The 25,183-nt window shown below is 39.3% G+C and carries 21 protein-coding genes; 10 read left to right on the top strand and 11 right to left on the bottom strand.

What is annotated here, in order from left to right:
- Positions 1-169: 169 nt before the first annotated feature.
- Together BFP77_RS12205 and BFP77_RS12200 are read left to right on the top strand one after the other, a co-directional pair.
- Positions 170-487 carry a DUF2975 domain-containing protein gene (locus BFP77_RS12205; protein WP_180272354.1) on the top strand — a complete coding sequence of 106 codons (318 nt, stop codon included), beginning with the start codon at positions 170-172 and terminating at the stop codon, positions 485-487.
- A 1-nt stretch (position 488) separates the two neighbouring features.
- Complete coding sequence (locus BFP77_RS12200) at positions 489-692, top strand: helix-turn-helix domain-containing protein (RefSeq protein WP_099574305.1); 204 nt, start codon at positions 489-491, stop codon at positions 690-692.
- 53 nt (positions 693-745) lie between these two features.
- Here the strand turns inward: BFP77_RS12200 and BFP77_RS12195 are convergent, their stop codons facing one another.
- From BFP77_RS12195 to BFP77_RS12165, 7 genes are all read right to left on the bottom strand, one after another.
- Positions 746-1,024 (bottom strand): F0F1 ATP synthase subunit epsilon, encoded by a 279-nt coding sequence (locus tag BFP77_RS12195; protein ID WP_099574304.1) that lies wholly within the window; start codon positions 1,022-1,024, stop codon positions 746-748.
- A gap of 88 nt (positions 1,025-1,112) precedes the next feature.
- Positions 1,113-2,621 (bottom strand): F0F1 ATP synthase subunit beta, encoded by a 1,509-nt coding sequence (gene atpD / locus BFP77_RS12190; RefSeq protein ID WP_099574303.1) that lies wholly within the window; start codon positions 2,619-2,621, stop codon positions 1,113-1,115.
- 168 nt (positions 2,622-2,789) lie between these two features.
- Positions 2,790-4,424 (bottom strand): G-D-S-L family lipolytic protein, encoded by a 1,635-nt coding sequence (locus tag BFP77_RS12185; protein WP_099574302.1) that lies wholly within the window; start codon positions 4,422-4,424, stop codon positions 2,790-2,792.
- Between the two features lie 24 nt (positions 4,425-4,448).
- Positions 4,449-7,232, bottom strand: coding sequence for a TonB-dependent receptor (locus BFP77_RS12180; protein WP_099574301.1), 2,784 nt, complete (start codon positions 7,230-7,232; stop codon positions 4,449-4,451).
- 191 nt (positions 7,233-7,423) lie between these two features.
- The gene (glmS, locus tag BFP77_RS12175; protein ID WP_099574300.1) at positions 7,424-9,268 is read right to left on the bottom strand and encodes a glutamine--fructose-6-phosphate transaminase (isomerizing); all 1,845 of its coding nucleotides are present in this window, start codon (positions 9,266-9,268) and stop codon (positions 7,424-7,426) included.
- A gap of 140 nt (positions 9,269-9,408) precedes the next feature.
- Positions 9,409-11,331 (bottom strand): DUF4270 domain-containing protein, encoded by a 1,923-nt coding sequence (locus tag BFP77_RS12170; protein ID WP_099574299.1) that lies wholly within the window; start codon positions 11,329-11,331, stop codon positions 9,409-9,411.
- A gap of 4 nt (positions 11,332-11,335) precedes the next feature.
- The gene (locus BFP77_RS12165) at positions 11,336-12,145 is read right to left on the bottom strand and encodes a glycogen/starch synthase (protein ID WP_099574298.1); all 810 of its coding nucleotides are present in this window, start codon (positions 12,143-12,145) and stop codon (positions 11,336-11,338) included.
- Between the two features lie 103 nt (positions 12,146-12,248).
- On the opposite strand from BFP77_RS12165, the gene panC reads away from it, so the two are divergent.
- The 6 genes from panC (at position 12,249) to radA (ending at position 17,291) form a co-directional block, all read left to right on the top strand.
- Positions 12,249-13,094 (top strand): pantoate--beta-alanine ligase, encoded by an 846-nt coding sequence (panC, locus tag BFP77_RS12160; RefSeq protein ID WP_099574297.1) that lies wholly within the window; start codon positions 12,249-12,251, stop codon positions 13,092-13,094.
- Positions 13,095-13,104: 10 nt separating this feature from the next.
- Entirely contained in the window at positions 13,105-13,455 is a 351-nt protein-coding gene (gene panD, locus BFP77_RS12155; RefSeq protein ID WP_099574296.1) for an aspartate 1-decarboxylase, read from the top strand.
- Positions 13,456-13,500: 45 nt separating this feature from the next.
- Positions 13,501-14,466 (top strand): lysylphosphatidylglycerol synthase transmembrane domain-containing protein, encoded by a 966-nt coding sequence (locus BFP77_RS12150; RefSeq protein ID WP_099574295.1) that lies wholly within the window; start codon positions 13,501-13,503, stop codon positions 14,464-14,466.
- 26 nt (positions 14,467-14,492) lie between these two features.
- Entirely contained in the window at positions 14,493-15,635 is a 1,143-nt protein-coding gene (locus BFP77_RS12145) for an alpha/beta hydrolase (RefSeq protein WP_099574314.1), read from the top strand.
- 48 nt (positions 15,636-15,683) lie between these two features.
- Positions 15,684-15,854, top strand: coding sequence for a hypothetical protein (locus BFP77_RS17010; protein WP_164721482.1), 171 nt, complete (start codon positions 15,684-15,686; stop codon positions 15,852-15,854).
- A 75-nt stretch (positions 15,855-15,929) separates the two neighbouring features.
- Entirely contained in the window at positions 15,930-17,291 is a 1,362-nt protein-coding gene (gene radA, locus BFP77_RS12140) for a DNA repair protein RadA (RefSeq protein WP_099574294.1), read from the top strand.
- A gap of 105 nt (positions 17,292-17,396) precedes the next feature.
- On the opposite strand, the gene BFP77_RS12135 is transcribed toward radA, so the two are convergent.
- From BFP77_RS12135 to BFP77_RS12125, 3 genes are all read right to left on the bottom strand, one after another.
- The gene (locus tag BFP77_RS12135; RefSeq protein ID WP_099574293.1) at positions 17,397-18,437 is read right to left on the bottom strand and encodes an NADP(H)-dependent aldo-keto reductase; all 1,041 of its coding nucleotides are present in this window, start codon (positions 18,435-18,437) and stop codon (positions 17,397-17,399) included.
- A 92-nt stretch (positions 18,438-18,529) separates the two neighbouring features.
- On the bottom strand, positions 18,530-20,110 hold the full coding sequence (locus BFP77_RS12130) for an FG-GAP repeat domain-containing protein (RefSeq protein WP_099574292.1): 1,581 nt from the start codon (positions 20,108-20,110) through the stop codon (positions 18,530-18,532).
- Between the two features lie 8 nt (positions 20,111-20,118).
- On the bottom strand, positions 20,119-20,880 hold the full coding sequence (locus BFP77_RS12125; RefSeq protein ID WP_099574291.1) for an exodeoxyribonuclease III: 762 nt from the start codon (positions 20,878-20,880) through the stop codon (positions 20,119-20,121).
- A gap of 129 nt (positions 20,881-21,009) precedes the next feature.
- On the opposite strand from BFP77_RS12125, the gene BFP77_RS12120 reads away from it, so the two are divergent.
- Together BFP77_RS12120 and BFP77_RS12115 are read left to right on the top strand one after the other, a co-directional pair.
- The gene (locus BFP77_RS12120; RefSeq protein WP_099574313.1) at positions 21,010-21,531 is read left to right on the top strand and encodes a DUF3575 domain-containing protein; all 522 of its coding nucleotides are present in this window, start codon (positions 21,010-21,012) and stop codon (positions 21,529-21,531) included.
- 29 nt (positions 21,532-21,560) lie between these two features.
- The gene (locus BFP77_RS12115) at positions 21,561-23,633 is read left to right on the top strand and encodes a TonB-dependent receptor family protein (RefSeq protein WP_099574290.1); all 2,073 of its coding nucleotides are present in this window, start codon (positions 21,561-21,563) and stop codon (positions 23,631-23,633) included.
- A gap of 1 nt (position 23,634) precedes the next feature.
- On the opposite strand, the gene BFP77_RS12110 is transcribed toward BFP77_RS12115, so the two are convergent.
- Positions 23,635-25,179: a glycine--tRNA ligase gene (locus BFP77_RS12110; RefSeq protein ID WP_099574289.1), complete on the bottom strand. Its 1,545-nt coding sequence runs from the start codon at positions 25,177-25,179 to the stop codon at positions 23,635-23,637.
- Positions 25,180-25,183: the final 4 nt, after the last annotated feature.

Genomic DNA, 25,183 nt, shown 5'->3' with positions numbered 1-25,183 from the left:
AATGCGATTTGGGTTTGAGTAAATCCGACTTGTAAAAGACTCTGAATTTGATACCTTTGAGATAGGGTCAATTGTTTGTAATGTTTCATGCAAGATCAATATAAATATTGAACCTAAAATACTTGGGGCTAGCCCCAAGTATTTTAAATATGCATGTTGCACTTATGACTTGAACTTAGAAATTACTTTATCAATGTTATTTTTTGCAGTATTTTTTTACCTCCTTTCTACTATTTTTAAAACTTTTAAAGCTCCAAAACTTTTCACGGATAGGGCTATCAAGCAATTAAACTATTTTGCGCTGCTTAATTTGATTGCGGCACCTCTATTGTTCTTAACCATAGATATCTTTATCATGCAAAAACAACAGATAGGAAATATTTTAAATTACCTTTTGACCTTCCTTTTAGGAATTTTTCTACTATTTATTGTGGCTATTTTTAAACGAGGTTATCAGGTTCAAAATGAAAACGATTTAACGATATAACATGGGCATCTTAGTAAATCTGGACAAAGTACTTGCTGACCGAAACATGAAGAGCAAAGAACTTGCAAGGGCTATTGGGATTACCGAGGCCAACTTGTCCATACTAAAATCTGGAAAGGCCAAAGCGGTTCGCTTTTCCACTCTAGAGGCTATTTGCAAAGAATTGGATTGTCAACCTGCGGATATTCTAGTATACAAACCATAAAAAAAGCCATACGTAAGGTATGGCTTTTGAATAATATTTGAATTTCATACTATCTAATCCGCTAGTACAATCACTTTGTTATCCTTCATTTCAATTGTTCCACTAGAAATAGAAAGAATTGTTTTCCCTGTAGAATCTGTAGAGAATTTATTTTCGTGCGCTTCTTCAATAGCAATATTTCCTTCTACCTTAACGTCTCCTTTTTGCAAAAGCGATACCACTGGTGCGTGACCTTTTAACATTTGAAATTCACCGTTAATACCTGGCACCGTAACTGATGTTACTTCACCTGAGAATAAGGTTGCTTCTGGAGATACGATTTCTAAATACATAGTTCAATAGTAGTTAGTAGTTAGTAGTTAGTATTCAGTAAAGCGTTGCTGATCGCTCAATACCAAATGCGAACATCTCAATACTATTTTAAGCTTCAGCAAGCATTTTCTCACCAGCTTCTATAGCTTCTTCAATAGTTCCTTTAAGGTTAAAGGCAGATTCTGGCAAGTGGTCTAATTCGCCATCCATAATCATATTAAATCCTTTGATGGTATCCTTAATATCTACCAATACACCTTTAAGCCCGGTAAACTGCTCAGCCACATGGAAAGGTTGTGACAAGAAACGCTGTACACGTCTTGCTCTACCTACGGCCAATTTATCTTCTTCGGATAACTCCTCCATACCTAGGATGGCAATAATATCCTGTAATTCTTTATAACGTTGTAACAGCTCTTTTACTCGTTGTGCACAAGCATAATGGTCGTTTCCTAAAATTTCTGCCGTTAAAATTCTAGAAGTAGAATCCAGTGGGTCAACGGCAGGGTAAATTCCTAATTCCGCAATCTTACGAGATAATACCGTAGTTGCATCCAGGTGAGCAAATGTTGTTGCCGGAGCTGGATCCGTTAAATCATCCGCAGGAACATAAACCGCCTGTACAGATGTAATAGAACCTCTTTTAGTTGATGTAATACGCTCTTGCATTGCACCCATTTCCGTTGCCAAGGTTGGTTGGTAACCTACTGCAGAAGGCATACGACCTAAAAGTGCCGATACCTCTGAACCCGCTTGTGTAAAACGGAATATATTATCAACGAAGAATAAAACGTCTTTACCTTGCCCTTCACCAGCACCATCACGGAAATACTCCGCTATGGTCAAACCTGAAAGCGCAACACGTGCACGTGCTCCAGGTGGCTCGTTCATTTGACCAAAAACGAAAGTCGCTTTTGATCCTTTCATCGCTGTCTTATCCACTTTGGATAAATCCCAGCCGCCCTCTTCCATAGAGTGCAAGAAATCATCTCCGTACTTAATAATACCGGACTCTAACATCTCACGAAGTAAATCATTTCCTTCACGAGTTCTTTCACCTACACCTGCAAACACAGAAAGACCACCGTGACCTTTTGCAATGTTGTTTATCAATTCTTGAATCAATACTGTTTTACCGACACCTGCACCACCGAACAAACCAATTTTACCCCCTTTTGCATAAGGCTCAATCAAATCGATTACTTTAATACCTGTGAACAAAACTTCAGTAGTAGTGGTAAGGTCTTCAAATTTTGGAGCTTCTCGGTGAATTGGCAAACCATCTTTACCCGCTTTAGGTAAATCACCTAAACCATCAATAGCATCTCCGATTACATTAAACAAACGTCCATAAACATCATCTCCAATAGGCATCTGTATAGCGGCTCCAGTAGCAACTACATCAGTACCTCTGCTTAGTCCATCAGTAGAATCCATTGAAATTGTCCTAACCGTATTCTCTCCTACATGAGATTGTACTTCTAACACCAATTTAGATTTATCCTTATTAGTGATCTCTAAAGAATCATAGATTTTAGGAAGGTCTGCGCCTGATTGAAACTCTACATCAACCACTGGGCCAATGATTTGTGAAACTTTACCTGTAACTTTTGACATTACTCTTTTGTTTATGTATTGCGTTTAAAATAAGCTGGAGAATGCTTTCATTTTCCGGCTGTAAAGATATGTCATTACATTTTAAAGAAAAACTGTTTTTTGGGTTTTTTACCAAACAAAAGAGGCACTACGAAAGTGCCTCTTTTAATTTCTCTTACACATGTTATTTTACTGAAGCGCAGGCGAATAATTAGTTGGAAAATCCCCAACATTGACAAGATTGCCCGAAGCTTCAAAGTTAGAGCCATATGTAGCATCTATAGCTTTCATAAATTCATTTGCCAAAAGTGCGTACCCTCTAGCTGTGGGATGAATTCCGTCTAATGAAAAAGCGCTACCTGTAACCAAACTTGATGTTAACGTAAAATCACCACTAGTGATGCCTCCATTGGCCAATTGATTCAACAAACCATTAGCATCGACCAAAGCCAAACCTGCAGCGTTTGCAGTAGCCTCAATAATCGTATTAAATGCCGCCGTGGCTGTTGCTATTTCCGCTTGCTCCTCTGGAGTAAGCACCCATTTATCTTCTAAAGGAAGTGAAATACCCTCAACAGAGAACTGGCCAGCCAATGCTTGCGGTAATCCTTGGGCAACTAGTGCCCCAACGGAAGCCGTGTTTACAGTACCGATAATGGAAGCACTTGGTAAGACCAAAAGATCATCTGCAGTGGCTTCCCTTGTCTGCCCATAAATATTACCTAACAAGCCCGCGACCAAGGGCGCTGCTTCTGCAGGAAGCCCAAAGGATTGTACAAATAATGGAAAAGCAGGACTAGCATTAAAAACTCCCGCAATCTGAGCCGACAAATCTGGTAAATTCTCATCCTTTATCACTACCTCACTGGCAGCCGTTGTAGAAAATTCAATACTTCTTTCTGGAACACCTAAAAAGGCATAAACTTGATTTAATTGTCCGAAAATACCATTTAATGTTGCTATTTGAGGACCGAAATCAGGGTTTGTAGGGTCTAACGGATTATGTGGTACTGTAGTAAAATGCGGAATATCGATGACATTTGGGATATTTGAAACAACGCCTTGCGCCCCACCTGCCGTAAGTGTTGCAATCAACGCACCATAACTACCATCAAAACCAACACCAGGCGCTCCGTTTACAGGTGTTAAAGGGTTAGTCCCATCACCACCTGTAGTAGCGTAACCCAGCACATCATTATTCCCAATCCAAAGTGAAAAGAAGCTTGGTGCTTGGCCTACGGCCAATTCAAGAACACTAGCATCTGGTGTACTTCCCGTCATCCGAACAAAGAATGGATTAGCAAGTCCCAAAGGAACATTTGCTAAATTACCGTAGCCAGGTGCTAGGAGATGAAAACTTTTAGCACCAGGCACTCCTAAATTGTTAAAAGGACCTGTTGGATTGTTCAAAGCGATATCAGTAGTCACCGTAACTGGACCTATCACAGATTCCAGCCCTACCGGACCTGCTCCTCCAAAAACCAGTCTGGGCCCTTGGATTCTAGTCCCCGCCAATGCTAAACCTCCTAAATTATCGTTGGTTAGGGGTTGCGTAAAGCTACCTCCGCCGACTATGGCAAACTTTTGAGAAAGAATGTTCGGGAAAGATAGGTTTTGACTCGCTTGAAACAAAGCGCCATCAGTAAAACCTGCCGTCAAAGAGTTTCCTAAAGCCACATAGTTGGAAAAGTCCACCGAACCTGCCGTAAGTTCTGGAGTAGGCTCCATTACCTCTGGAGCATCCAAATCTATATCTTCAATATCATTACAATTGACAAATAGTAAGGATGCCGTTAATAAATAAATATATTTTAAGTTTTTCATGTCAAATACGTATTTGATTTTCATTTAGTTGTTGATAGTCCATGATAGGTAATACATAGAACCTATAAACCCTGTTCCAAAAGCAGTAAAATATTCATCGCCTAACAAGTTATTACCACCTATTTTAAAAGTGGACTTAATACTAGGCACAGCATAATTTATCTGTGCATCAACTACATGGAACTCAGGTATTACCCCGTTGCCAAAAGTAGCCTCCCAAAAATAATCATCGCTGAACCTGTAATTAACGTTGAATCCGAAATTTTTGAATAACTCTGTATTACCAAATGAGGCTTTGAACTGATGCTCTGGTGTATTGAACTGTACCTGAAAATCAGGATTTAGCTCTCTATCAAAATCTAGTTTAGTAAAGGTATAACTACCGCTTAAGTCAAAATTACCAAGCACTTTAGCAGTAAGCCCTAATGAAGCTCCGTAGGAATTGATGTCCACATCAGAATTCGTGTAAGCCTGATAGGTCTGAAAATCTCCATTAGCAATCGCAGCAACGGACAAAGAGCCATCACCAACAGTACCATAATATGGAGCAATCACGTTCTCCGGAGAAAGAAAATCTTTATAGCTATTGTAATATGTACTGAAATCGATGACCAATTTATCAACCTTACCACGGTAACCTATCTCAAAAGATGTTACCTGCTCTGGCTGCACCAAATCAGGATTTGCAATTTCCAAATCCGCTGGATTGCCGGTTTCGGACAAACGAAGTACAGATTCGGCAGAGTAAGAATTCTCATAAGCCGCTCTACCGGTCTGCGTAATCTGCGCAGGCTGACCTAATAATTGACCTCCGCCACTAACTTCGTAAGGTCTAGAAAAACGATCTAGGTTATCAGGTGCCGCTCCGATCAATATGGCCCTACCCGCATTTAAGCCGATAAACAAATCTTGAGTGGTAGGGTTCCTGAAGCCTGTTTGTACAGAAGCTCTGATGTTATGATCTCTATTCAGGGTAAAACCTGCAGAGACTCTTGGAGAAAAGAAGCCATCAAAAAATTCTGACTTGTCATAACGTACGGAACCAGTTAGTTTTAAACTTTTTTCTCCTTCTAATTCAATCTTCTTTTGAATTTGTGTGTACACCCCAAATTCTGAATAGTCTATCGGTCCATCAAAATCAGTATAAATGGTTCCTGACGAATTTAGACTATACTGTCTGTAAGACCCACCTATCTGAATCTCAGCAAAATCGATCAAATGACTAAAATTATAATTAGCATCTGCGTGATAGTACTTGGAGGCATCTTGGAACTTAGAACCCGTTGATAAATCCGGATCATTTATACTACGATTAAAAGCCGCTTGAAACTCTGGTGTTCCTGGTAAAAATCTTCCTGTTTCCGCTTGGGCCCGTGCCGCTGCATGTGCTTGTTCGTTTGTAGCTCCTCCTAGTGTAGCCTGCACATAGGTGCCAGTGTACTCACCAAACCAAGTGTTATCGTCTTTCCAAGCTCTATTAATATTAATACCCGTAAATACCATATCGTAAGAATCACCGGCCTTATCCGCAACTACATAACCTCTAACAAAGAAATTATCGTTTCTAATCTCCAGCTTATGCTGTTCTTGGAAGAACCTCGCGATATTATATCTGTTCGTACCTTGATAAATCGTGTTCCCCGTTCCTATTTTTCCTATATAGGAAAGTTCAAGACTTTTACCTTCTATCGGTCTATAATAAAGGCCCCAGTCAGATTTAATACTTCGTGCCGTATAATTAGTAAGGTCTCTTTCGTTGTAGCCTGTTCTACTTACTTCAACAGAGGGAACCAAAGCATTGGCGCCAGCGGGCAAGACCCCTAAACCTTCTAAAGTAACGGCTACATCCTTAATATCTGTTGAAACTTCATCACCATAAACATTGATTCCGTCATAATTTAAATCTGCCCTTGTAGCTCCGGGATTAAACTTATCTACTTCACTTGTAGCGGCCCAATCGGTACCATCCAAGAATCCAAAGTTCCATTTCACCGCAAACTTATCACTGAATTTGTGCGCGGCCCTTATACCAACATCCGTGTAGGAATTGGTTCCCGCTGCCTCTTGTGAAGTGACCCCTTGTTTTACGGAAGCGCTTATGCCTTGATAATCAAAAGGACTCTTACTACGCATAAAGAGAATTCCATTAAAAGCATTTGCACCATAAAGTGCAGAAGCTGCACCTGGTAGTAATTCCACACTAAGCACATCTGGCTCTATCATACCTACCAAGTTCCCAATAGGGAAATTCAAAGCCGGTGTGGAGTTGTCCATCCCATCTACCAATTGCATAAAACGCGTATTGGCAAAAGTGGCAAAACCTCTGGTGTTTACCGACTTAAAGGTTAAACTGTTCGTGTTTACGTCTACGCCTTTTAGATTTTCTAATCCGCCATAAAAATCGGCAGATGCAGTGTTTTGAATTTCTTGTAATCCAAAACGCTCTACGGTAACCGGAGATTCAAAAATACGTTCCGGAGTCCTGGAAGCGGATATCACCACTTCATCCAAAAAGGTCTGTGTTTCTTCCAATACCACCGTAAAGGTTTGGTTGTTAGAAGTAACGTTCTCTACTGCGTCCGCATACCCAATACTAGAAATATTAATTTGAAAGGGGGGGACTTCTGATGTTTCCAAAACAAAATTACCGTCAAAATCAGCGGTAGTGCCGATTGCTTTTCCTACGATGACAATATTTGCACCAGGAATAGGTTCATTGTTCTGATCAACAACATTTCCATTGATTATTGTTTGGGACAACCCTACGGTGCCAGACAGCATCAATGCTAAAAATAGTATTGCTCTCATTATAAATTTGAGTTAAAATTAGTTTGGGGTCAATATACAGATAATTTTAAACGGAAAATAGTAAAATGAAAAAAATTATGCATGCATAGTATTATTTTGATAAAAATCATCCACACATAATGGGAAATCCTTAAAAAACAAAAGGAACCCAGTAAAACCAGGTTCCTTTTCAAAACAAATTTTAAAAACGTTTATTCTACGGTAACAGATTTTGCTAGGTTACGCGGCTGATCTACATTACACTCTCTCATCACCGCAATGTGGTAAGAAAGTAATTGCAATGGAATCGTCGTAAGCAAAGGCGTAAGACTTTCTAAAGTTTCAGGCACTTCTATTACATGGTCGGCAAGCTCTGTTACTTGTTCATCACCTTCCGTTACGATAGCGATAATTTTACCTTTTCTTGATTTTATTTCCTGAATATTGCTAACTACTTTTTCATAATGTCCTCTCTTGGTAGCTATCACAAAAACAGGCATTTGTTCATCGATAAGTGCTATAGGTCCGTGTTTCATCTCCGCAGCGGGATATCCTTCTGCATGTATGTAGCTAATCTCCTTTAACTTTAAAGCACCTTCCAAAGCAACCGGGAAATTGTAGCCCCTACCTAAATAAAGACAGTTACTTGAATCCTTATAAACATTGGAGATGATTTCGATTAACGGGTTGGACTCCAAAGCTTTTTCTACCTTGGCAGGAATAGTCTCTAATTCCGTTAAGTATTCGTGATATTGTATTTGTGAAAAAGCACCTTTCTCCTTGGCCAATTTTAAAGCGATAAGCGTTAAAACGGTAATCTGTGTGGTAAAAGCTTTGGTAGAAGCCACCCCAATTTCCGGTCCTGCATGTGTATAAGCTCCCGCATCGCTCTCTCTTGCAATGGAGGAACCTACTACATTACAGACGCCAAAGACGAAGGCTCCTTTTTCCTTGGCTAATTTAATTGCTGCTAACGTATCTGCTGTTTCTCCAGATTGAGAAATAGCAATTAATACATCGTTTTCCGTAATAACCGGATTTCTATATCTAAACTCAGAGGCATATTCGACTTCGACAGGTATTCTGGCCAAATCTTCAAAAATATACTCCGCCACCAAGCCAGCATGCCATGACGTTCCGCAGGCAACAATTATAATTCTATTGGCATTCAAGAACTTTTCTAAGTTTTGGTCAATGCCGGCCATACGTATCAATCCTTGATCGGCGAGTAATCTACCACGATAAGTATCCTTAATTGCTCTAGGTTGTTCATAGATTTCCTTAAGCATAAAGTGATCATAACCACCTTTTTCAATTTCTTCAAGATTCATCTGTAACTCTAAAATCCTAGGGTAAGCAACGGCATCATCCTTGATTTTGCGGAGTTTTATCTCTTTCCCTAAACGGATAATAGCCATTTCCTCATCTTCTAAGTAAACAGCATTATTAGTAAATTCTATGAAAGGTGAAGCATCTGAAGCTATAAAGAATTCATTTTCCCCTATTCCTATGGCTAATGGACTCCCTAACTTTGCTACCACTATCTCGTCCGGTTTCTTTTTGTCAAAAACGGCAATTGCATAAGCTCCCACTACCTGATTCAAAGCAATCTGAACAGCCTGACCCAGTTTCACGTCTTCGGTCTTCTTGACCTCTTCTATTAAATTCACGAGAACCTCAGTATCCGTATCTGACTCAAAAGTATAGCCTCTTTTCGTAAGCTCTTTTTTGATGGACTCATAGTTTTCTATGATTCCGTTATGTATGATGACCAAGTCACCAGAATTTGAATAATGAGGATGAGAGTTCACGTCATTAGGTACACCGTGAGTGGCCCATCTTGTATGACCTATACCAAGACTTCCCTTTTGAGAAATACCCTTGGCTTTATTCTTTAAATCCTCGACTTTTCCTTTTGTCTTGACAAGGTTGATTTCGCTTCCATCAAATAGGGCAACGCCAGCACTATCGTAACCACGATATTCTAGGCGTTGTAATCCTTTGATAATAACGGGGAAAGCTTCCCTATGACCTATATAACCTACAATTCCACACATGTTGTTTGTGTTTGGTGATTTATATTAAATTTCCTAAGCAAAAGTAACCTAAAATGTAAAAAAGCATTTCGTTTCTGGATATAGAACGCTTATAATCCTTGAATTGTATAAACCGGGATAATATTTATTATAAAAGAATCTTAGTTAATCTCCGTGTAAGAAATCTCAAGTTTCAGGCGTTTGTCAAAATTAGGATCTGACTCCGGGATATTACTTCCATAAAAAACGGTACCTAATGGCGTTAAGGTTGACGTGGCCGGAATATCGACCTCTCCTTCTTCTAAAATGGCATTAGCCAAACCTACTGCTTCAATATTGGTCGTAAGTACAAGGCCCAAGGTGCTATTGGCCGCCTCTCTCACTATTATCTCATTGATATAATCGGTGATACGAACGGTGTATTTTACATTACCGTCATCATCAGTCTCAACGATTCCATCATAATTAAGGAAAAGTCCAAAAATGTTCTCAGCAGTGTTCTGTTCCGTCAGAGGGTTATATAATGGACTTCCCGTCTCCATGTTATACAAATAAAGTCTTGGCGGAGCTATATTATCACCTGTTAAAGAGGCATCTACATTAAAAACCAAATTGGCTTCGTTTATAACCCAATTTTCCGCTCTTATTTGCTCAATAACACTTTCACCTCCATTCGCCTCAAAAAGGTTGATTCTAGCGGTAATACCAGCCCCTCCTTTAAGAAAAATTCTTGAAGCATTTTCTTCGTTGTCCAAGTTATCCAAAACCTGTGGGGAATACATTTCATTGTTTAGGGTGTTCACGGCATTGCCAAGTATACCCCCATTAGGAAGCCCAGATATGAGATTAAAGACAACATCCCTTTCGTTGGTTTCTATCTCATCATCGGATACATCATCTGATGTGCCATTTGTATTATACGAATTAAAAGTGTAAGTCATTGTAATATTGGCTTGTCTTAAATCTAACAACAACATAAGGTCCTCTCCTTCCTGAGGGGTCAACGCTAAATGTATACCACGCACAAACTCATTGAAATTGGCTTGACTTAATAATTCTGAACTTCCTTCTTTGTTCAGAATATTTTCCTGAAACCATTGATTGTCTAAAGGGATTCTTAATCCAGGGTTTAACCGTACAAAAGCTAGTGACTCATCTACGTCCTCGGTAGACTCATCATCTTCCCTTGGTGTTAAAATTTCTTTACTGTCTATAACAAGCTGCCCGTCTTCATTAGAGTCAAATAAAACATCGGACACAAATGAAGGGGCGAATTCCTGCGAAGAAAAATACTCTTGCGCCTCTTGGAAGCCACTACCCGGGTCTAAATCTCTAAGAAAAAATGTAGAACGCGCTACTCTTAAATTGAAAGTAGGCGGTGCAATTACTTCTAAATCCGCATTAACCTCTAAATCATCGTAATTTTTACCATTGAAATAAATACTATCCAAATCTACCCTTCTAGCAAAGTTGTTTGCAAAGATTGTAGCACCGTCCGTATCGTTTTTGCCATCAGCATCAGCATCTACACTGTTTGGGTCTAGCGGATCTGTATTGGTGGCATTCTCTACCCTGTTGGAAACACCGTCGCCATCATTATCGTTGTCCGCATCGTTCGGTTCCTTATCGAATTCGTCATCCACACCGTCAAGGTCACTGTCCCTTGATCCACTCTTAGTCAAAAATGGAATGTAAAGAAAAACTTCCTTGACCGTCTCTTCTTCCTCGATTGTGGTGATAACATCATCGGTCTCCGCATCTTCTTCCGTTCTTTGGGATAGATTGCCAAAAGTAGGATTGCCACTGGGAAGCTGTACTTGCGAGGTAATAGAAGCCTCCGTTGTACCATAAGCCGCATCTGTAAACGTGCCCAATTGATACAAGGGTAATTTATTGGTTCTTACCGCCTCAATATTTTTATTGAAAGCAAAAACATCGTAAACTTCTTTTCCGGTAGTAAACGGATCTGTTGCTACAACACCTGCGCCTATGGTGGTTAATTCTTCTTCACAGGAACTGAAAAGGGTAACCACAAAGATTAAGCCCATAAGGACCGAATAAGGGCTATTCTTAAAAAAATTCATTCGATTATTTTAAAACTTCCGTGTTATAAAAATTGGCATATGCTTCTTCAAATTCTTGAACAGGAACATAGGACAACACTGGTTTTTGGAGGTTAGCAATATGTGAATTCAATTCTTCTGGAATCTCTTCAGAGGCTAAAATAACTGCATCTGAAAAATCTACAGCTACTTTTAACAAATTATTATATGTGGGCGACCCCAAAGAAGCAATTTCTTCCTCGGGAATACCATCAAAAGTTATTTTTTTGAGCATATCCTTATCGAGCTCGCCTTCAAAGGTTTTACCATAAACGGAAAGTACTATTTTACTATCGGCAAAAAGAGGTTCGTCTGAGTAGTACTTTTTAAGATATAGTGGTAATAGACTCGCCATCCAACCATGCACATGAATAATGTCCGGAGACCAATTTAGTTTTTTGACCGTTTCCATGACTCCTTTTGCAAAGAATATGGCTCTTTGGTCATTATCGGGAAATAAGTTCCCCTCTTTATCTGTAAAAGTGGCCTTTCTTTTGAAATATTCCTCGTTGTCTATAAAATATACCTGTATGCGCTCTCTTGGTATAGAAGCTACCTTAATAATCAATGGCATATCCATATCGTTAATGACAAGATTCATCCCCGATAACCGGATAACTTCGTGCAGTTGATGCCTTCTTTCATTGATATTACCATACCTAGGCATAAAGATTCTAATTTGCCCTCCATTGCTATTGACCATTCTCGGAGCCTCGTAAGACATTAAAGAAACCTCATTTTCCGGTAGATAAGGAACTAATTCAGAAGATACAAACAATATCTTTTTACCATTCATAAAAGCTATTTTTTATTTTTCGCAGAAACGCAGGTGCAAAATTACAAAAAATATAGAGATTAGCAGTATTTATAGTAAGTTTGCTCGTTAATGACAAAATTACATGCTCCCCGTTAAAACAAAAAAAGAGCTTTTAAGTCACTTGAAAAAGCTATCGCCTCATGGTAATCTTGGACTGGTCCCTACCATGGGGGCTTTACATCAAGGCCATGCTTCCTTAATCAAAAAAGCCATCTCGGAAAATGAACACGTTGTCGTTACCATTTTTGTAAACCCGACCCAATTTGATAATTCGGAAGATTTAAAAAAATACCCCAGCACACTCAGTAAAGACTTGGAATTGGTAAATAATATTGCTCCTAAAATTACGGTCTTTGCCCCTTCAATTCAAGAAATCTATGATGATACCGTGGTTTCAAAAACCTACGATTTTCACGGTCTGGACAAAGTAATGGAGGGAGAATTTAGAGACGACCATTTTAATGGGGTTGGCACAATAGTAGAAACCCTTCTAAGGCTTATAAAACCTACAAAGGCCTACTTTGGAGAAAAAGATTTTCAACAACTGCGCATCATTCAAAAATTGACCGAAATCGAAAAAATACCAGTTGAAATCGTACCCTGCCCTATTGTACGAGAACCACATGGTTTGGCCATGAGTTCCAGAAATGAAAGACTAGATGCTCCGCTAAGACTTAAGGCCAGTTTAATTTATAGCACTTTAAAAACTGCCAAAGAAAAATTTGGCACGGAAAGTGCTTCTAGTTTAAGGGAATGGGTTAGTGAGGTTTTCCAGTCTGATAACGATTTTAAATTAGAGTATTTTGATATTACCGATGTGGAAACATTGACTCCTATTCAAAGAAAACAAGAAAATATAAAATATAGGGCCTTCATAGCCGTTTACGCTGCAGAAGTTAGACTTATTGATAACATAGCCCTTAATTAATTTTTGCCAAATGCAAATAGAAGTAGTTAAATCGAAAATTCATCGTGTAAAAGTTACAGGTGCAGACCTTAATTATATCGGCAGCATTACCATTGACGAAGATTTAATGGACGCCGCCAACATTATTAAAGGTGAAAAAGTACAAATCGTTAACAACAACAACGGAGAACGGCTTGAGACTTATGCCATTCCCGGACCAAGGGGAAGCGGTGAGATTACCCTGAACGGTGCGGCCTCTAGACGCGTAGCCGTCGGCGATATTTTAATATTGATCACGTACGCTAGAATGGATATAGAAGAAGCCAAAATCTTTAATCCGTCCTTAGTTTTTCCAAATGAGGAAAACAACTTGTTGCTTTAAATTAAGTAACTTGGTCCTGTTCTAAGTTAAACTTCAGTACAGATTTTGACCAATTCCCTAAAGAAAACCTTAAAAACAGTCCTCCCCATTGCCATAGGAGTATTCCTTGTCCTCTATTGGTATTACAATACTGCACCTTCCAATCGCGAACAGATTTTATTCTATATTAAAGAGGCTAATGTTTTTTGGATTACCATTTCTCTAATTCTTGGCTTACTGGGACATATATCAAGGGCCATAAGGTGGAACTATCTCTTGGAACCTTTGGGATATAAACCCAAATTAATCAATAATATTTTTATGATCTTCATGGCTTATTTGGCCAATTTAGGTGTGCCAAGAACCGGAGAAATATTAAGAGCAACTGCACTTACCACTTATGAAGGAGTCCCCTTTGAAAAAGGTTTTGGCACTATTGTTACCGAGCGTGTTATTGATGTCTTTATGCTTTTACTCGTTGTCGTTATTACCTTGGTGCTTCAGACAGAAATAATAATTACGTTTTTTCAAGAGCGTGGACTTAACCTTAATAGTATTTTCATGCTGTTGGTAGCCGGAGTAATTGGTTTTTTAATATTTGTGTTATTCATAAAGAAATCGGAGTCTAACATTGCCCTACGTATAAAGTCTTTTGTAAAAGGCTTGTTAGACGGGGTTTTCAGTATTTTCAAAATGAAGCGGAAATGGGCATTTGTAGCACATACCGTTTTTATCTGGTCATGCTATATCGGCATGATGTGGGTTATTAAATTCACGGTCCCTTCTACAGCGAATTTAGGGCTTAGTGAGGTTATGGTCGCTTTTGTTTTTGGCGCATTTGCCATGGCTACCACCAATGGCGGGGTAGGACTTTTTCCCATATTGGTAAGCAAAGCTTTGGCACTATTTGGTATACAAGAAGTTTCGGGAGATGCATTCGGTTGGATAATGTGGATCGCACAAACCCTTATGAACATTGTTTTTGGTGCAATATCTTTTCTCCTATTACCGTTATTGAACCGTAATAGGTAGCAATGGTTGCTGCCAAAATAAAGTATATGCAGCGTATTTTTCTTTTTTTGATGCTATCCGTAGGGTTTTTAGCCAACGCACAGGTTAAACAAGAAATCTTTGAATCTTTCAAACTTCAGGAAAGAAGGGATGTGCAATACTATTTTCCGGAAAATCTAGATGACACCAAAAAATACCCTTTAATTATCGTTTTAGACGGTAACTATCTTTTTGATCAGGTGGTAGCCACCTCAAAGTTCTATAGTAGATTCCATGGTATGCCAGAAAGTATTATCGTTGGAATAAACCAAAGCAAAGATGATTTAAGGTATGAAGACTGCGCCTTTGAGCCAGATAGTGGATTACCAAGCGAGAAGGGAAAGAAATTCTTCGAATTCTTGGGAATGGAGCTTATACCTTATCTAGACCTTAATTTCAGCACTGCGCCTTTTAAAATGATTGTAGGCTATGATATAACCGCTAATTTTCAAAACTATTGGCTGTTTAAGGACAATTCCCTTTTTAATGCATACGTGAGTATATCCCCGACATTAGCACCAGAAATGGGAACCAGGGTCGCGAGTAGATTAGGAGCATTTGATAAGCAAATATTTTACCAACTGATCGTAGAAGGAGAGAAAAATAAAGGAACTGCTGCCGTGCTGGAGATGAATACGGCCCTTAAAGCTATTGAAAAGGAAAGTTTACATTATTTCTTTGACGAATATAAGAGCGCCGACCACATATCCGTAGCAACATATGGCATAGGGAAAGCTTTTGACAACATTTTTGGAATGTTTAAACCCATAAGTCCTAAAGAATATAAAACACAAATATTGACGTCTGAAGACCCTGTTTTTGACTACCTCGAAAATAAATACAAAGGCATTGAAGACCTTTTTGGTTTTAGTAAACCAGTAGAACTGAATGATATTATGGCCATCTATGCAGCATCTAGAAAAAAAGAAGATTTTGAATCGTTAAAACCTTTATCCGACCTCTGTAAGCAGCAATATCCGGAAACAATGCTTGGCTTCTATTTTGAAGGTGAATATTACGAGCAGTTAGGAGAGCCTAAAAAAGCTTTAAAAACTTTTGAAAAAGCCTTTCAGATGGAAGAAATAGATTTTTTGACCAAAGAAATGGCTCTTGAAAAAATGGATGCCCTAAAAGCCGATTTTGGTTTTTAGCCCTGCCTTACTGAACCCAAATCCCAACCATTTTAATACCTACTAGCAATGATAAAAATAGACTCCAAATACTTTATAATTTCAGGTATATTATTTACCTATTTTGGATTAAAAGGCGAGTTTAATCTCGTATACAACGGTCTAGCTTTACTCATGGCGTGGGCTTCCTTTTTTATCGCTTTTACGGAATTCAGTAAGCAAAAGTACAAGGATAAATAGCTCCGTATCCGCAAAAATTACCTTATCATTTTCAAACTTCTTGTTACCTTTAGCACAAATAGTACCTGCTAGAGAATGGCTAAAACAAAAACTGCATTTTTTTGTCAGAATTGCGGAACGCAATACGCAAAATGGGTGGGACAATGTTCCGCGTGTAAAGAATGGAACACCGTGGTAGAAGAGGTTGTTCAAAAGGAGGAAAAAACAAGCTGGAAAACACCCGAAAACCAAGCTAGAAGAGTTTCCAAACCACTTCTTGTCAACGAAATAAGTACAGAGAAAGAACTTCGATTAAATACGTTTGACCTTGAATTTAACCGTGTTCTAGGCGGAGGGTTAGTCCCAGGAGCCCTGGTGCTTTTGGGCGGAGAGCCAGGGGTAGGGAAAAGCACCCTGCTTCTTCAAATAGCACTTAAATTACCCTATAAAACCTTATACGTGTCAGGGGAAGAAAGTCAAAAGCAAATACGTATGCGGGCAGACCGCATATTTCCAAATAGTGAAACTTGTTTTATACTAACGGAGACCAAAACTCAAAATATATTCAAACAGATTGAAGCTACAGAGCCAGATATTGTAGTCATAGATTCTATACAGACCTTACATTCCGATTATATTGAGTCCGCCGCCGGAAGCATCTCTCAGATAAGGGAATGCACGGCAGAGCTTATCAAATTTGCTAAAGAAACCAATACTCCGGTAATCCTAATTGGTCATATTACAAAAGATGGTTCCATTGCTGGCCCAAAAATTCTAGAACACATGGTAGACACGGTGCTTCAGTTCGAGGGTGACCGTAATTATGTTTACAGAATTCTGAGATCTTTAAAAAATAGGTTCGGTTCTACCGCTGAGTTGGGAATATATGAAATGCAGGGTAATGGATTACGCGAGGTGAACAATCCTTCCGAGGTACTCATCTCTAAAAACGAGGACGGCCTTAGTGGTACTGCGATTGCATCTACCGTAGAGGGCATGCGACCCCTACTTGTAGAAATCCAGGCTTTAGTGAGCACCGCCGTATATGGCACACCGCAACGTTCTACTACGGGTTATAACGCGAAACGACTCAATATGTTACTGGCAGTATTAGAAAAGCGTGCTGGCTTTAAACTAGGGGCTAAAGATGTATTCCTGAATATAACCGGTGGTATTTCTGTTGACGACCCAGCCATTGATTTGGCCGTTATTGCAGCAATCTTATCCAGTAATGAGGACATCCCCATAGAAAAAGGAATTTGTTTTGCCGCAGAGGTTGGCCTCGCTGGGGAAATAAGACCCGTACAACGAGTAGAACAACGAATTCTCGAAGCAGAAAAATTGGGCTACACTACGATTATTGTATCCAAAAACAATAAGATAGGACTTAAGAATACCAAGATAAAAGTATTGTTAGCCTCAAAAATCGAAGATGTTGTCAGAGGCTTATTCGATTAACGCTTATCTCTCATTATCCTTGCCATTACAAGAATGATAATAATTACGGCAACAATAAGAACAATTTGACCGAAACCTACTTTTAAATTGAACATCGCTATCATCTTATGGCGCAGGATTAGGTATACTATTATGAACCGACTCTATGCCTTTTAGGACATCCTCCGATAATGAGACATCAATACTCGCTATATTTTCAGCTAGCTGTTTTATTGAAGTTGCACCTATAATGTTACTGGTCACAAAAGGTCTAGTATTTACAAAGGCAAGAGCCATCTGAGCAAGCGATAAATCGTTCGCCTGTGCCAATTCGTAGTATTTTTGTGTAGCTTTAGTGGCTATCTCCCCATTATAGCGGTCAAATCTAGGAAATAACGATACTCTAGAACCTTCTGGCATTCTTCCTCCTAAATATTTTCCGCTCAATGCTCCAAAGCCTAGTGGAGAATACGCCAATAGGCCTATTTTTTCGCGCATGGAGACCTCAGCAAGTCCAACCTCAAAAAGCCTATTCAATAAATTATATGGGTTTTGTATGGTTATGGTTCTTGGTAAGGTGGCATGCACTTTACTCTCCTCTAGATAACGCATAGTTCCCCAAGGTGTCTCATTGGATATGCCTACATGCCTAATTTTTCCTTCGCGTATCAAATCTCGCAGGGTTTCCAGAACCTGATGGAAATTGTCTTCCCAGTAGTCGGTAATCTCATGCTCGTACCCTCTCTTTCCAAAATAATTAGTATTGCGTTCTGGCCAGTGTAATTGATACAAATCAATATAATCTGTTTGAAGTCTTTGCAGACTACCCTCCACCGCCTCTATAATAGATGCCCTAGAAAAACCAGTAGATCGGATAAACTTGGTGTAATCGCCATTACCGGCAATTTTAGAGGCCAACACCACCTTATCCCTATTCCCATTTTTCTTGAACCAACTTCCTATTATTTTCTCCGTGTGTCCATATCTTTCAGCTTCTGCCGGTACCGGATATAACTCTGCCGTATCAAAGAAATTTACCCCTTGGTCCAAAGCATAATCCATTTGCTCATGACCTTCTTCCTCTGTATTTTGCTTACCCCAGGTCATAGTGCCCAGACAAATTTTACTTACTTCAATATCAGTATGTGGCAGCGTGGAGTACTTCATATAAATGCGGATTGTCCTTTTAAGTTTGCAAAATTAGTAAATAAAATATCCTTAAACGGGACTGTAGTAAAATTCTAACTTATTCTTAAAGTTTACTTGGATAGATTGGTCAAAAGCAGTACCTGCGGGAAAGTGTTTGTCCCGGTATTCATGGTAATGGAAATCATTTCAGGAATATTGTAAATGTAAGTTCCCAACATAACATCTAGTTTAGCGTCCTTGTTAAAATCCCCTACTTCCATGGTTAGCCAATTGCCATGAATAGGCACGTCCATATAGGATGGCACAAAATTCAATCCTCCTTTATTTTCCAGATAAACAATGCCTTCCTTTGCGTTTCGTTTGTCCGTGTATTCCGAATAAAGCGCCGCTCCAATAATATCAAGGTCACCATCGCCATCAAAATCGCGGGTCATTGCCTTGCCACAATCGTACATGGGGTAGAAAAAAGACTCTTTAAACATAGCGTTACCGTCATTTAAATAAATTCGTATTCCGTGATAGGGTTTATCTATTGGGGAATAGTCTCGATTATCCCCGTTCGTTACCAAGATATCTTGATAACCATCTCCATTAAAATCTGCCAACTCAAAATAACTAGTTCCGTTTACGGCATCAAAACTCAACACATTTTTTTCTTCAAAAGTGTTGTTCCCCTGATTATAGTAAATGGTTATTTGCTCCCTGGCTTGGGTCATAAGAGCCATGATATCAGGTCTGCCATCCCCATTAAAATCGGAAATCTCTACTTTTCTTGTTCCCGGCAGAGTATTTAGAACATGCTCTTTTGAAGTATCAAAATTATCTAACCAAGAAAGTCTCCCGGCATAGTGGCCAAAACTGCACAAAATTAAATCTTTTAACCCATCATCGTTCAGATCCTCCACCTGAAAATTCACAGGCCGTTTTAAACTGGACAGTAAAATATCGTTTTTATCAGAACTCACATTCGTATCTAACCGCAACAATTTACCTAAGGCTTGATCAGATGGTGAAAGCTTGCCCAAGGTAAGGAGCAATGGTTCCTTGAATTCTACGAATTTGATATCGGATGCCGGACTCTCCAAATCCCATGTATTGGTAATGTTTCCTCTGGTATCAATTGCGATTAGACTCTGAAAATCTCCGATATAAAGTTCTGAAGTGTTTGGATCAAAACGGAGCAAACTTACTTGTGGTAACTTAGAATCTCCTATACTGATGGTCTGGGCACTAAACGGAAAGACGGTGTTACCTATATCCTTTTCTCTGATTTGAGCAGGCAACTCTTTTGGTGCGTTACCTATATAATACTTTTTCACTAATTCCCAATCCTGTTCGGAAATTAATGGATACTCGGGGTATATCTTCAAGTTTCTAACGATATCGGCTTCCACTTTGCTCATGGTATCATCCCAGTTCTTCCCATCTATTTTAAGACCTAAACGTAGGCCCATATTGGGTAGGACACTATTTTCCCAAGTTCTTTTATCCAATGATTCTGGCTTAGGTAATTTATGACAGGTAGCGCAATACACAGCTGCCAAAGTTGCTCCCTTATCTTGTACCTCTACGGTATCGATAACGACAGTATCAACTACAGACAAATACTCCTCTTTAATCTCATTTCCAGACAACCAAATTAAAATTGATAGTGGAAAAGCAAAAAGTAAAGGAAGTCTGTTCTTAAGCATAAAAGATGTTATTCTACCTCGACCAAAATAGGACAGTGATCGCTATGTTTGGCTTCTGATAGTATTACAGAACGCTTTAATCTGTCTCTTAAAGGTTCCGCAACCATAGCATAATCCAGACGCCAACCCTTATTGTTGTTTCTTGCATTAGCTCTATAACTCCACCACGTGTAATTGTCAGGTTCCTTATTGAAATGACGGAAGCTGTCTATGAAACCGCTTGCTATCAGATTACGGATCCACTCTCTTTCTACCGGTAAAAACCCGGATACGTTTTTAAGCCCTACAGGGTTATGAATATCGATGGCCTCGTGGCATATATTATAATCTCCAAGAACAATAAGATTTGGATTTTCTTTTCGCAATTCATTGAAATATTCTTGAATTTCCTCCATGTAATTCAGCTTAAAATCGAGTCTATCCATATTAGTACCAGACGGTAGATACATACTCATAATTGAAATATCCCCGAAATCGGCCCTCAGATTTCTTCCTTCGAAATCCATAGTTTCAATACCAGTGCCAAACTCAATATGGTCTGGCTCCGTTTTTGAAAGAATAGCAACTCCACTATAACCCTTCTTCTGCGCACTGTACCAATAATTATAGGTATAGCCCGCATCTTCAAAAACAGTGAGGTCCAATTGATTTTCTTGTGCCTTGATTTCTTGTAGACAAACGACATCAGGGTTTACCGATTGCAACCATTCTATGAACCCTTTTTTCAAAGCCGCTCGGATACCGTTAACGTTGTACGATACAATTTTCATAAATTAAATTTGATTCAAAAATAGAAAAAGCCAATGGCAATAACCCTTTTTAGATAGTATTAAAATTCTAACTTCGCAGCTTTGGAATGCCATTTGCTTCTAACAAATCGTAATTTCTAAATGAAAGCAATGAAAAATATACTTCTTATCTCCGTACTCTTTGTAACATCTAATTCATTGTTAGGGCAGGCCTATCCTGCTTTTTCCAACAATCATGAGGTAAAATTCAATATCGGTCACTTTTTAGCTACTACCACCGTGGAGGGCTCCTATGAATATTATTTGAACGAGGATACGAGCGTTGGCGGAACACTATATTTTAATGGTGATGCCACAGATTATAACGGTAATTTTGGAATTGGTCCCAACCTCCGTGCTTACTTTGGGTACAATCCCAGAAGTGGTTTTTTCGCAGAAGCTTTTGGCCTCTACTATACTGGCGAAAATGAGGACCTAACCGAAACTCTTGGAAGCCGTAATAATGATTTTGGAACCTTGGCTTTAGGTCTTGGACTAGGAACCAAATGGGCAACGCGAAGCGAGCGTTTTACTCTGGAAATAAATGGCGGACTAGGAAGAAACATTAACCCTGAAGATTTTCAAAATTCATTCATGTACAGGGCAGGACTGTCCATAGGGTTTCGATTTTAAATCCTATTTTTGAAGCTTCAACTTTTTACATGAAGCATATCTGTATACTCTTTTTTCTTTTTTTCAACGTCCTTGGTATAAGTCAAGACCCCCAGAAAAGAGATAGTATTACCGTATTGAACGAAGTAGTACTTATCGATACTTTAACGGCTAAAAATAGTATTGGTATAGTACCTTCTAAAATAATAGGAGCCAAAGTCTTTCAGAATTATAGTCCCGTAGATCTTGTGAACTCCATTAATCAAGTTTCTGGTGTGTATGCCTTATCCGGTGCTTTAAACACCAATAGAATTACCATTCGTGGGGTTGGCGCGCGTACCCCTTTTGGAACGGATAAACTACGCTTGTACTACAACAACATACCTGTCACCAACGGAACAGGATTTTCTACTATTGAAGCTTTTGATTTGGAGAATCTTACTTCATTCGAAATCATAAAAGGTCCCAAAGCAACAGGATTTGGGACAAATCTTGGTGGCGCAATTGTCTTGAATACCAAAAAAATAAGAAATCAGCCTACAAAATTTATCAACAATACTACCATTGGCTCCTACGGACTTCTCAAAAACAGTTTAGGATTTGTACACTCGGATGAGAACTTTCATCTAACACTACAATATGGACACATGGAAATTGATGGGTATCGCGAGAACAATAGATTTGAGCGAGATGGTATCCTATTGAACTCAAATTTCAGATTAAGTTCTAAAAGTGAATTAGGTCTTTTAGTGAACCATATTGATTATACCGCCCAGATAGCTAGTTCCATTAGTCAATCCGCTTTTGACGAGGATCCAAAACAGGCTGCATTTACTTGGAAATCTGCCCAAGGTTTCGAAAGTAATAACTATACGCTTATCGGACTTTCCCATACGTATAAACACAATGCTAAACTCCAAAACACCACTAGTCTATTTTACACCTATCTAGACCATTATGAACCCAGACCCTTTAATATTCTTGACGAATACACCAACGGATACGGCTTTCGCACACTATTCGCCGGAGCTCTTGGCATAAATCGATCTAAGTTACAGTATACTTTTGGAGGCGAATTGTACAAAGATGAATATACCTGGGGAACCTTTGAAAACCTATATCAAGAAAATAATGGAAACGGTAGTTTACAGGGTGATAGAATAGCTGACAATAAAGAATTTCGTAGACAATTCAACGGTTTTGCCACCGTCACCAGTCCTATTTCTCAAAACTTTACTGCGCAATTGGGCATCAACATAAACAAGACCAACTATAACTTTAGGGACTTATTTAATACTGGCGCACTTAATAAAAGTGCCGAAAGGAATTTTAACGCCTTGTTACTACCCAGTCTAGACCTTACCTATTTGCTAAGAAATGACGTTGAACTCTTCGCAAATCTAAGCCGAGGGTTCTCTAATCCGAGTTTAGAAGAAACCTTAACCCCGGATGGACTAATAAATCCCGATATTAAGCAAGAAACAGGTACCAATTACGAACTTGGAGTACGAAAGAACAATGGTTCGTTTACAATGGAAGCCGCGCTATACCACATGCGTATAAACAACCTGCTAGTTGCCGAGCGTGTTGGAGATGACCAGTTCATAGGAAGGAATGCGGGCAAGACCCAACATCAAGGGTTAGATCTGGACATCAACTACAGGCTATCGCTTTCGGAAAAAATAAGTGCCACGCCTTTTGTGAGTTATACTTTTAACAATCACTCCTTTATAGATTTTGTTGACGGGGACGAAGATTTTTCCGAAAACCAATTGACCGGAGTACCAAAACATCGTATCGTTTCTGGGTTACAGACTAATTTTGGAAACGGTTTGTATTGGAATACCACCTATCAATTTGTAGATAAAATATCGCTTCGTGACGAAGAAACCCTTTTTAGCGACTCATTTTCAGTGCTAAATACCCGTATTGGATTCAAAACAACCATACTTCAAAAACTATTGCTTGGTTTGGATTTTGGTATAAACAATATACTCAATACTACATATGCACAGTCCGTTCTCATTAACGCCAGCAGTTTCGGAGGCAGGGAACCCCGCTACTTCTATCCTGGAAACGATAGAAATTATTATGGAAGTTTAAAACTGAACTATACACTTTAATCTACTCCATCTTTTTTAACCACGAACGCATATCCACGGCCTTATGCAGTATCGATTTTAAATCTGAAATAGCTACCCTTTCTTGCTCCATGGTATCGCGATGACGAACAGTAACTGTCCTATCTTCTAAAGAATCATGATCAACCGTAATGCAAAATGGTGTGCCATTGGCATCCTGCCTGCGATACCTGCGACCTACTGCATCCTTTTGGTCATAAAGCACGTTAAAATCCCATTTTAAATCATCAATAATTTCATTTGCCAGTTCTGGTAACCCATCTTTCTTTACCAATGGAAGTACGGCGGCCTTTGTTGGCGCCAATACCGCTGGTAATTTAAGTACCGTCCTTGTAGTACCGTTCTCTAGCTCCTCTTCTTGTAAGGAGTTAGAAAAGACCGCTAAGAACATGCGATCTAGACCTATAGATGTTTCTAAGACGTATGGAACATAGTTTTTGTTAGTCTCATGGTCAAAATATTGAAGTTTTTTGCCTGAGAATTCTTGATGTTTAGACAGGTCAAAATCCGTACGGGAGTGAATTCCTTCCAATTCTTTAAATCCGAACGGAAAACGGAATTCTATATCCGCGGCGGCGTCTGCATAATGCGCCAGTTTTTCATGATCATGAAAACGGTAATTATCTTGACCCAGCCCTAGAGAGAGATGCCATTTCATTCGTTTCTCTTTCCAGGTATCGTACCATTCCTTTTGTGTTCCCGGTTGAATGAAAAATTGCATTTCCATCTGTTCAAACTCGCGCATTCTAAAAATGAACTGTCTAGCGACAATTTCATTTCTAAAGGCCTTTCCCGTCTGTGCAATACCAAAAGGAATTTTCATCCTTCCGCTCTTCTGAACGTTCAAGAAGTTAACGAAGATGCCTTGGGCGGTCTCCGGTCTTAAATACAGGTCCATAGCACTATCGGCGCTGGCTCCCAACTTTGTGCCGAACATTAGATTAAATTGCTTTACGTCTGTCCAGTTTTTGGACCCGGACATGGGGCAGGCGATATCCAATTCCTCGATAAGCGCCTTTACATCGGCTAAATCTTCTTTCTCCAAAGACTTTCCCATACGGCTCAAAATGGCCTTACCTTGCTCTTGGTAATCTACCACTCTTTGGTTGGTAGCCAAAAACTGCTCCTTATCAAAGGCATCCCCAAATCTTTTAGCTGCTTTTTTTACTTCTTTCTCTATTTTAGCATCTAGTTTACCAACATAATCCTCGATAAGGACATCTGCCCTATAGCGCTTTTTAGAGTCTTTATTATCTATTAAGGGGTCATTGAATGCATCAACGTGGCCAGAGGCCTTCCATGTAGTGGGATGCATAAATATGGCGGAATCGAGACCAACGATCTTATCATTCAGTTGCACCATGGCTTTCCACCAATACTCACGAATGTTCTTTTTTAGCTCAACACCATTTTGTCCGTAGTCATAAACGGCACTTAGTCCATCATAAATTTCGCTGGATTGGAATACGTAGCCGTATTCCTTTGCGTGGGATATAACCTTCTTAAAACTATCTTCTTGATTTGCCATGCGG

Origin of the sequence: Maribacter sp. 4U21, assembly GCF_002742365.1 — a bacterium.
Taxonomy (GTDB): Bacteria; Bacteroidota; Bacteroidia; order Flavobacteriales; family Flavobacteriaceae; genus Maribacter.
Note: the sequence above shows the minus strand (reverse complement) of the source record. Positions and strands in the feature narration are given on the sequence as shown.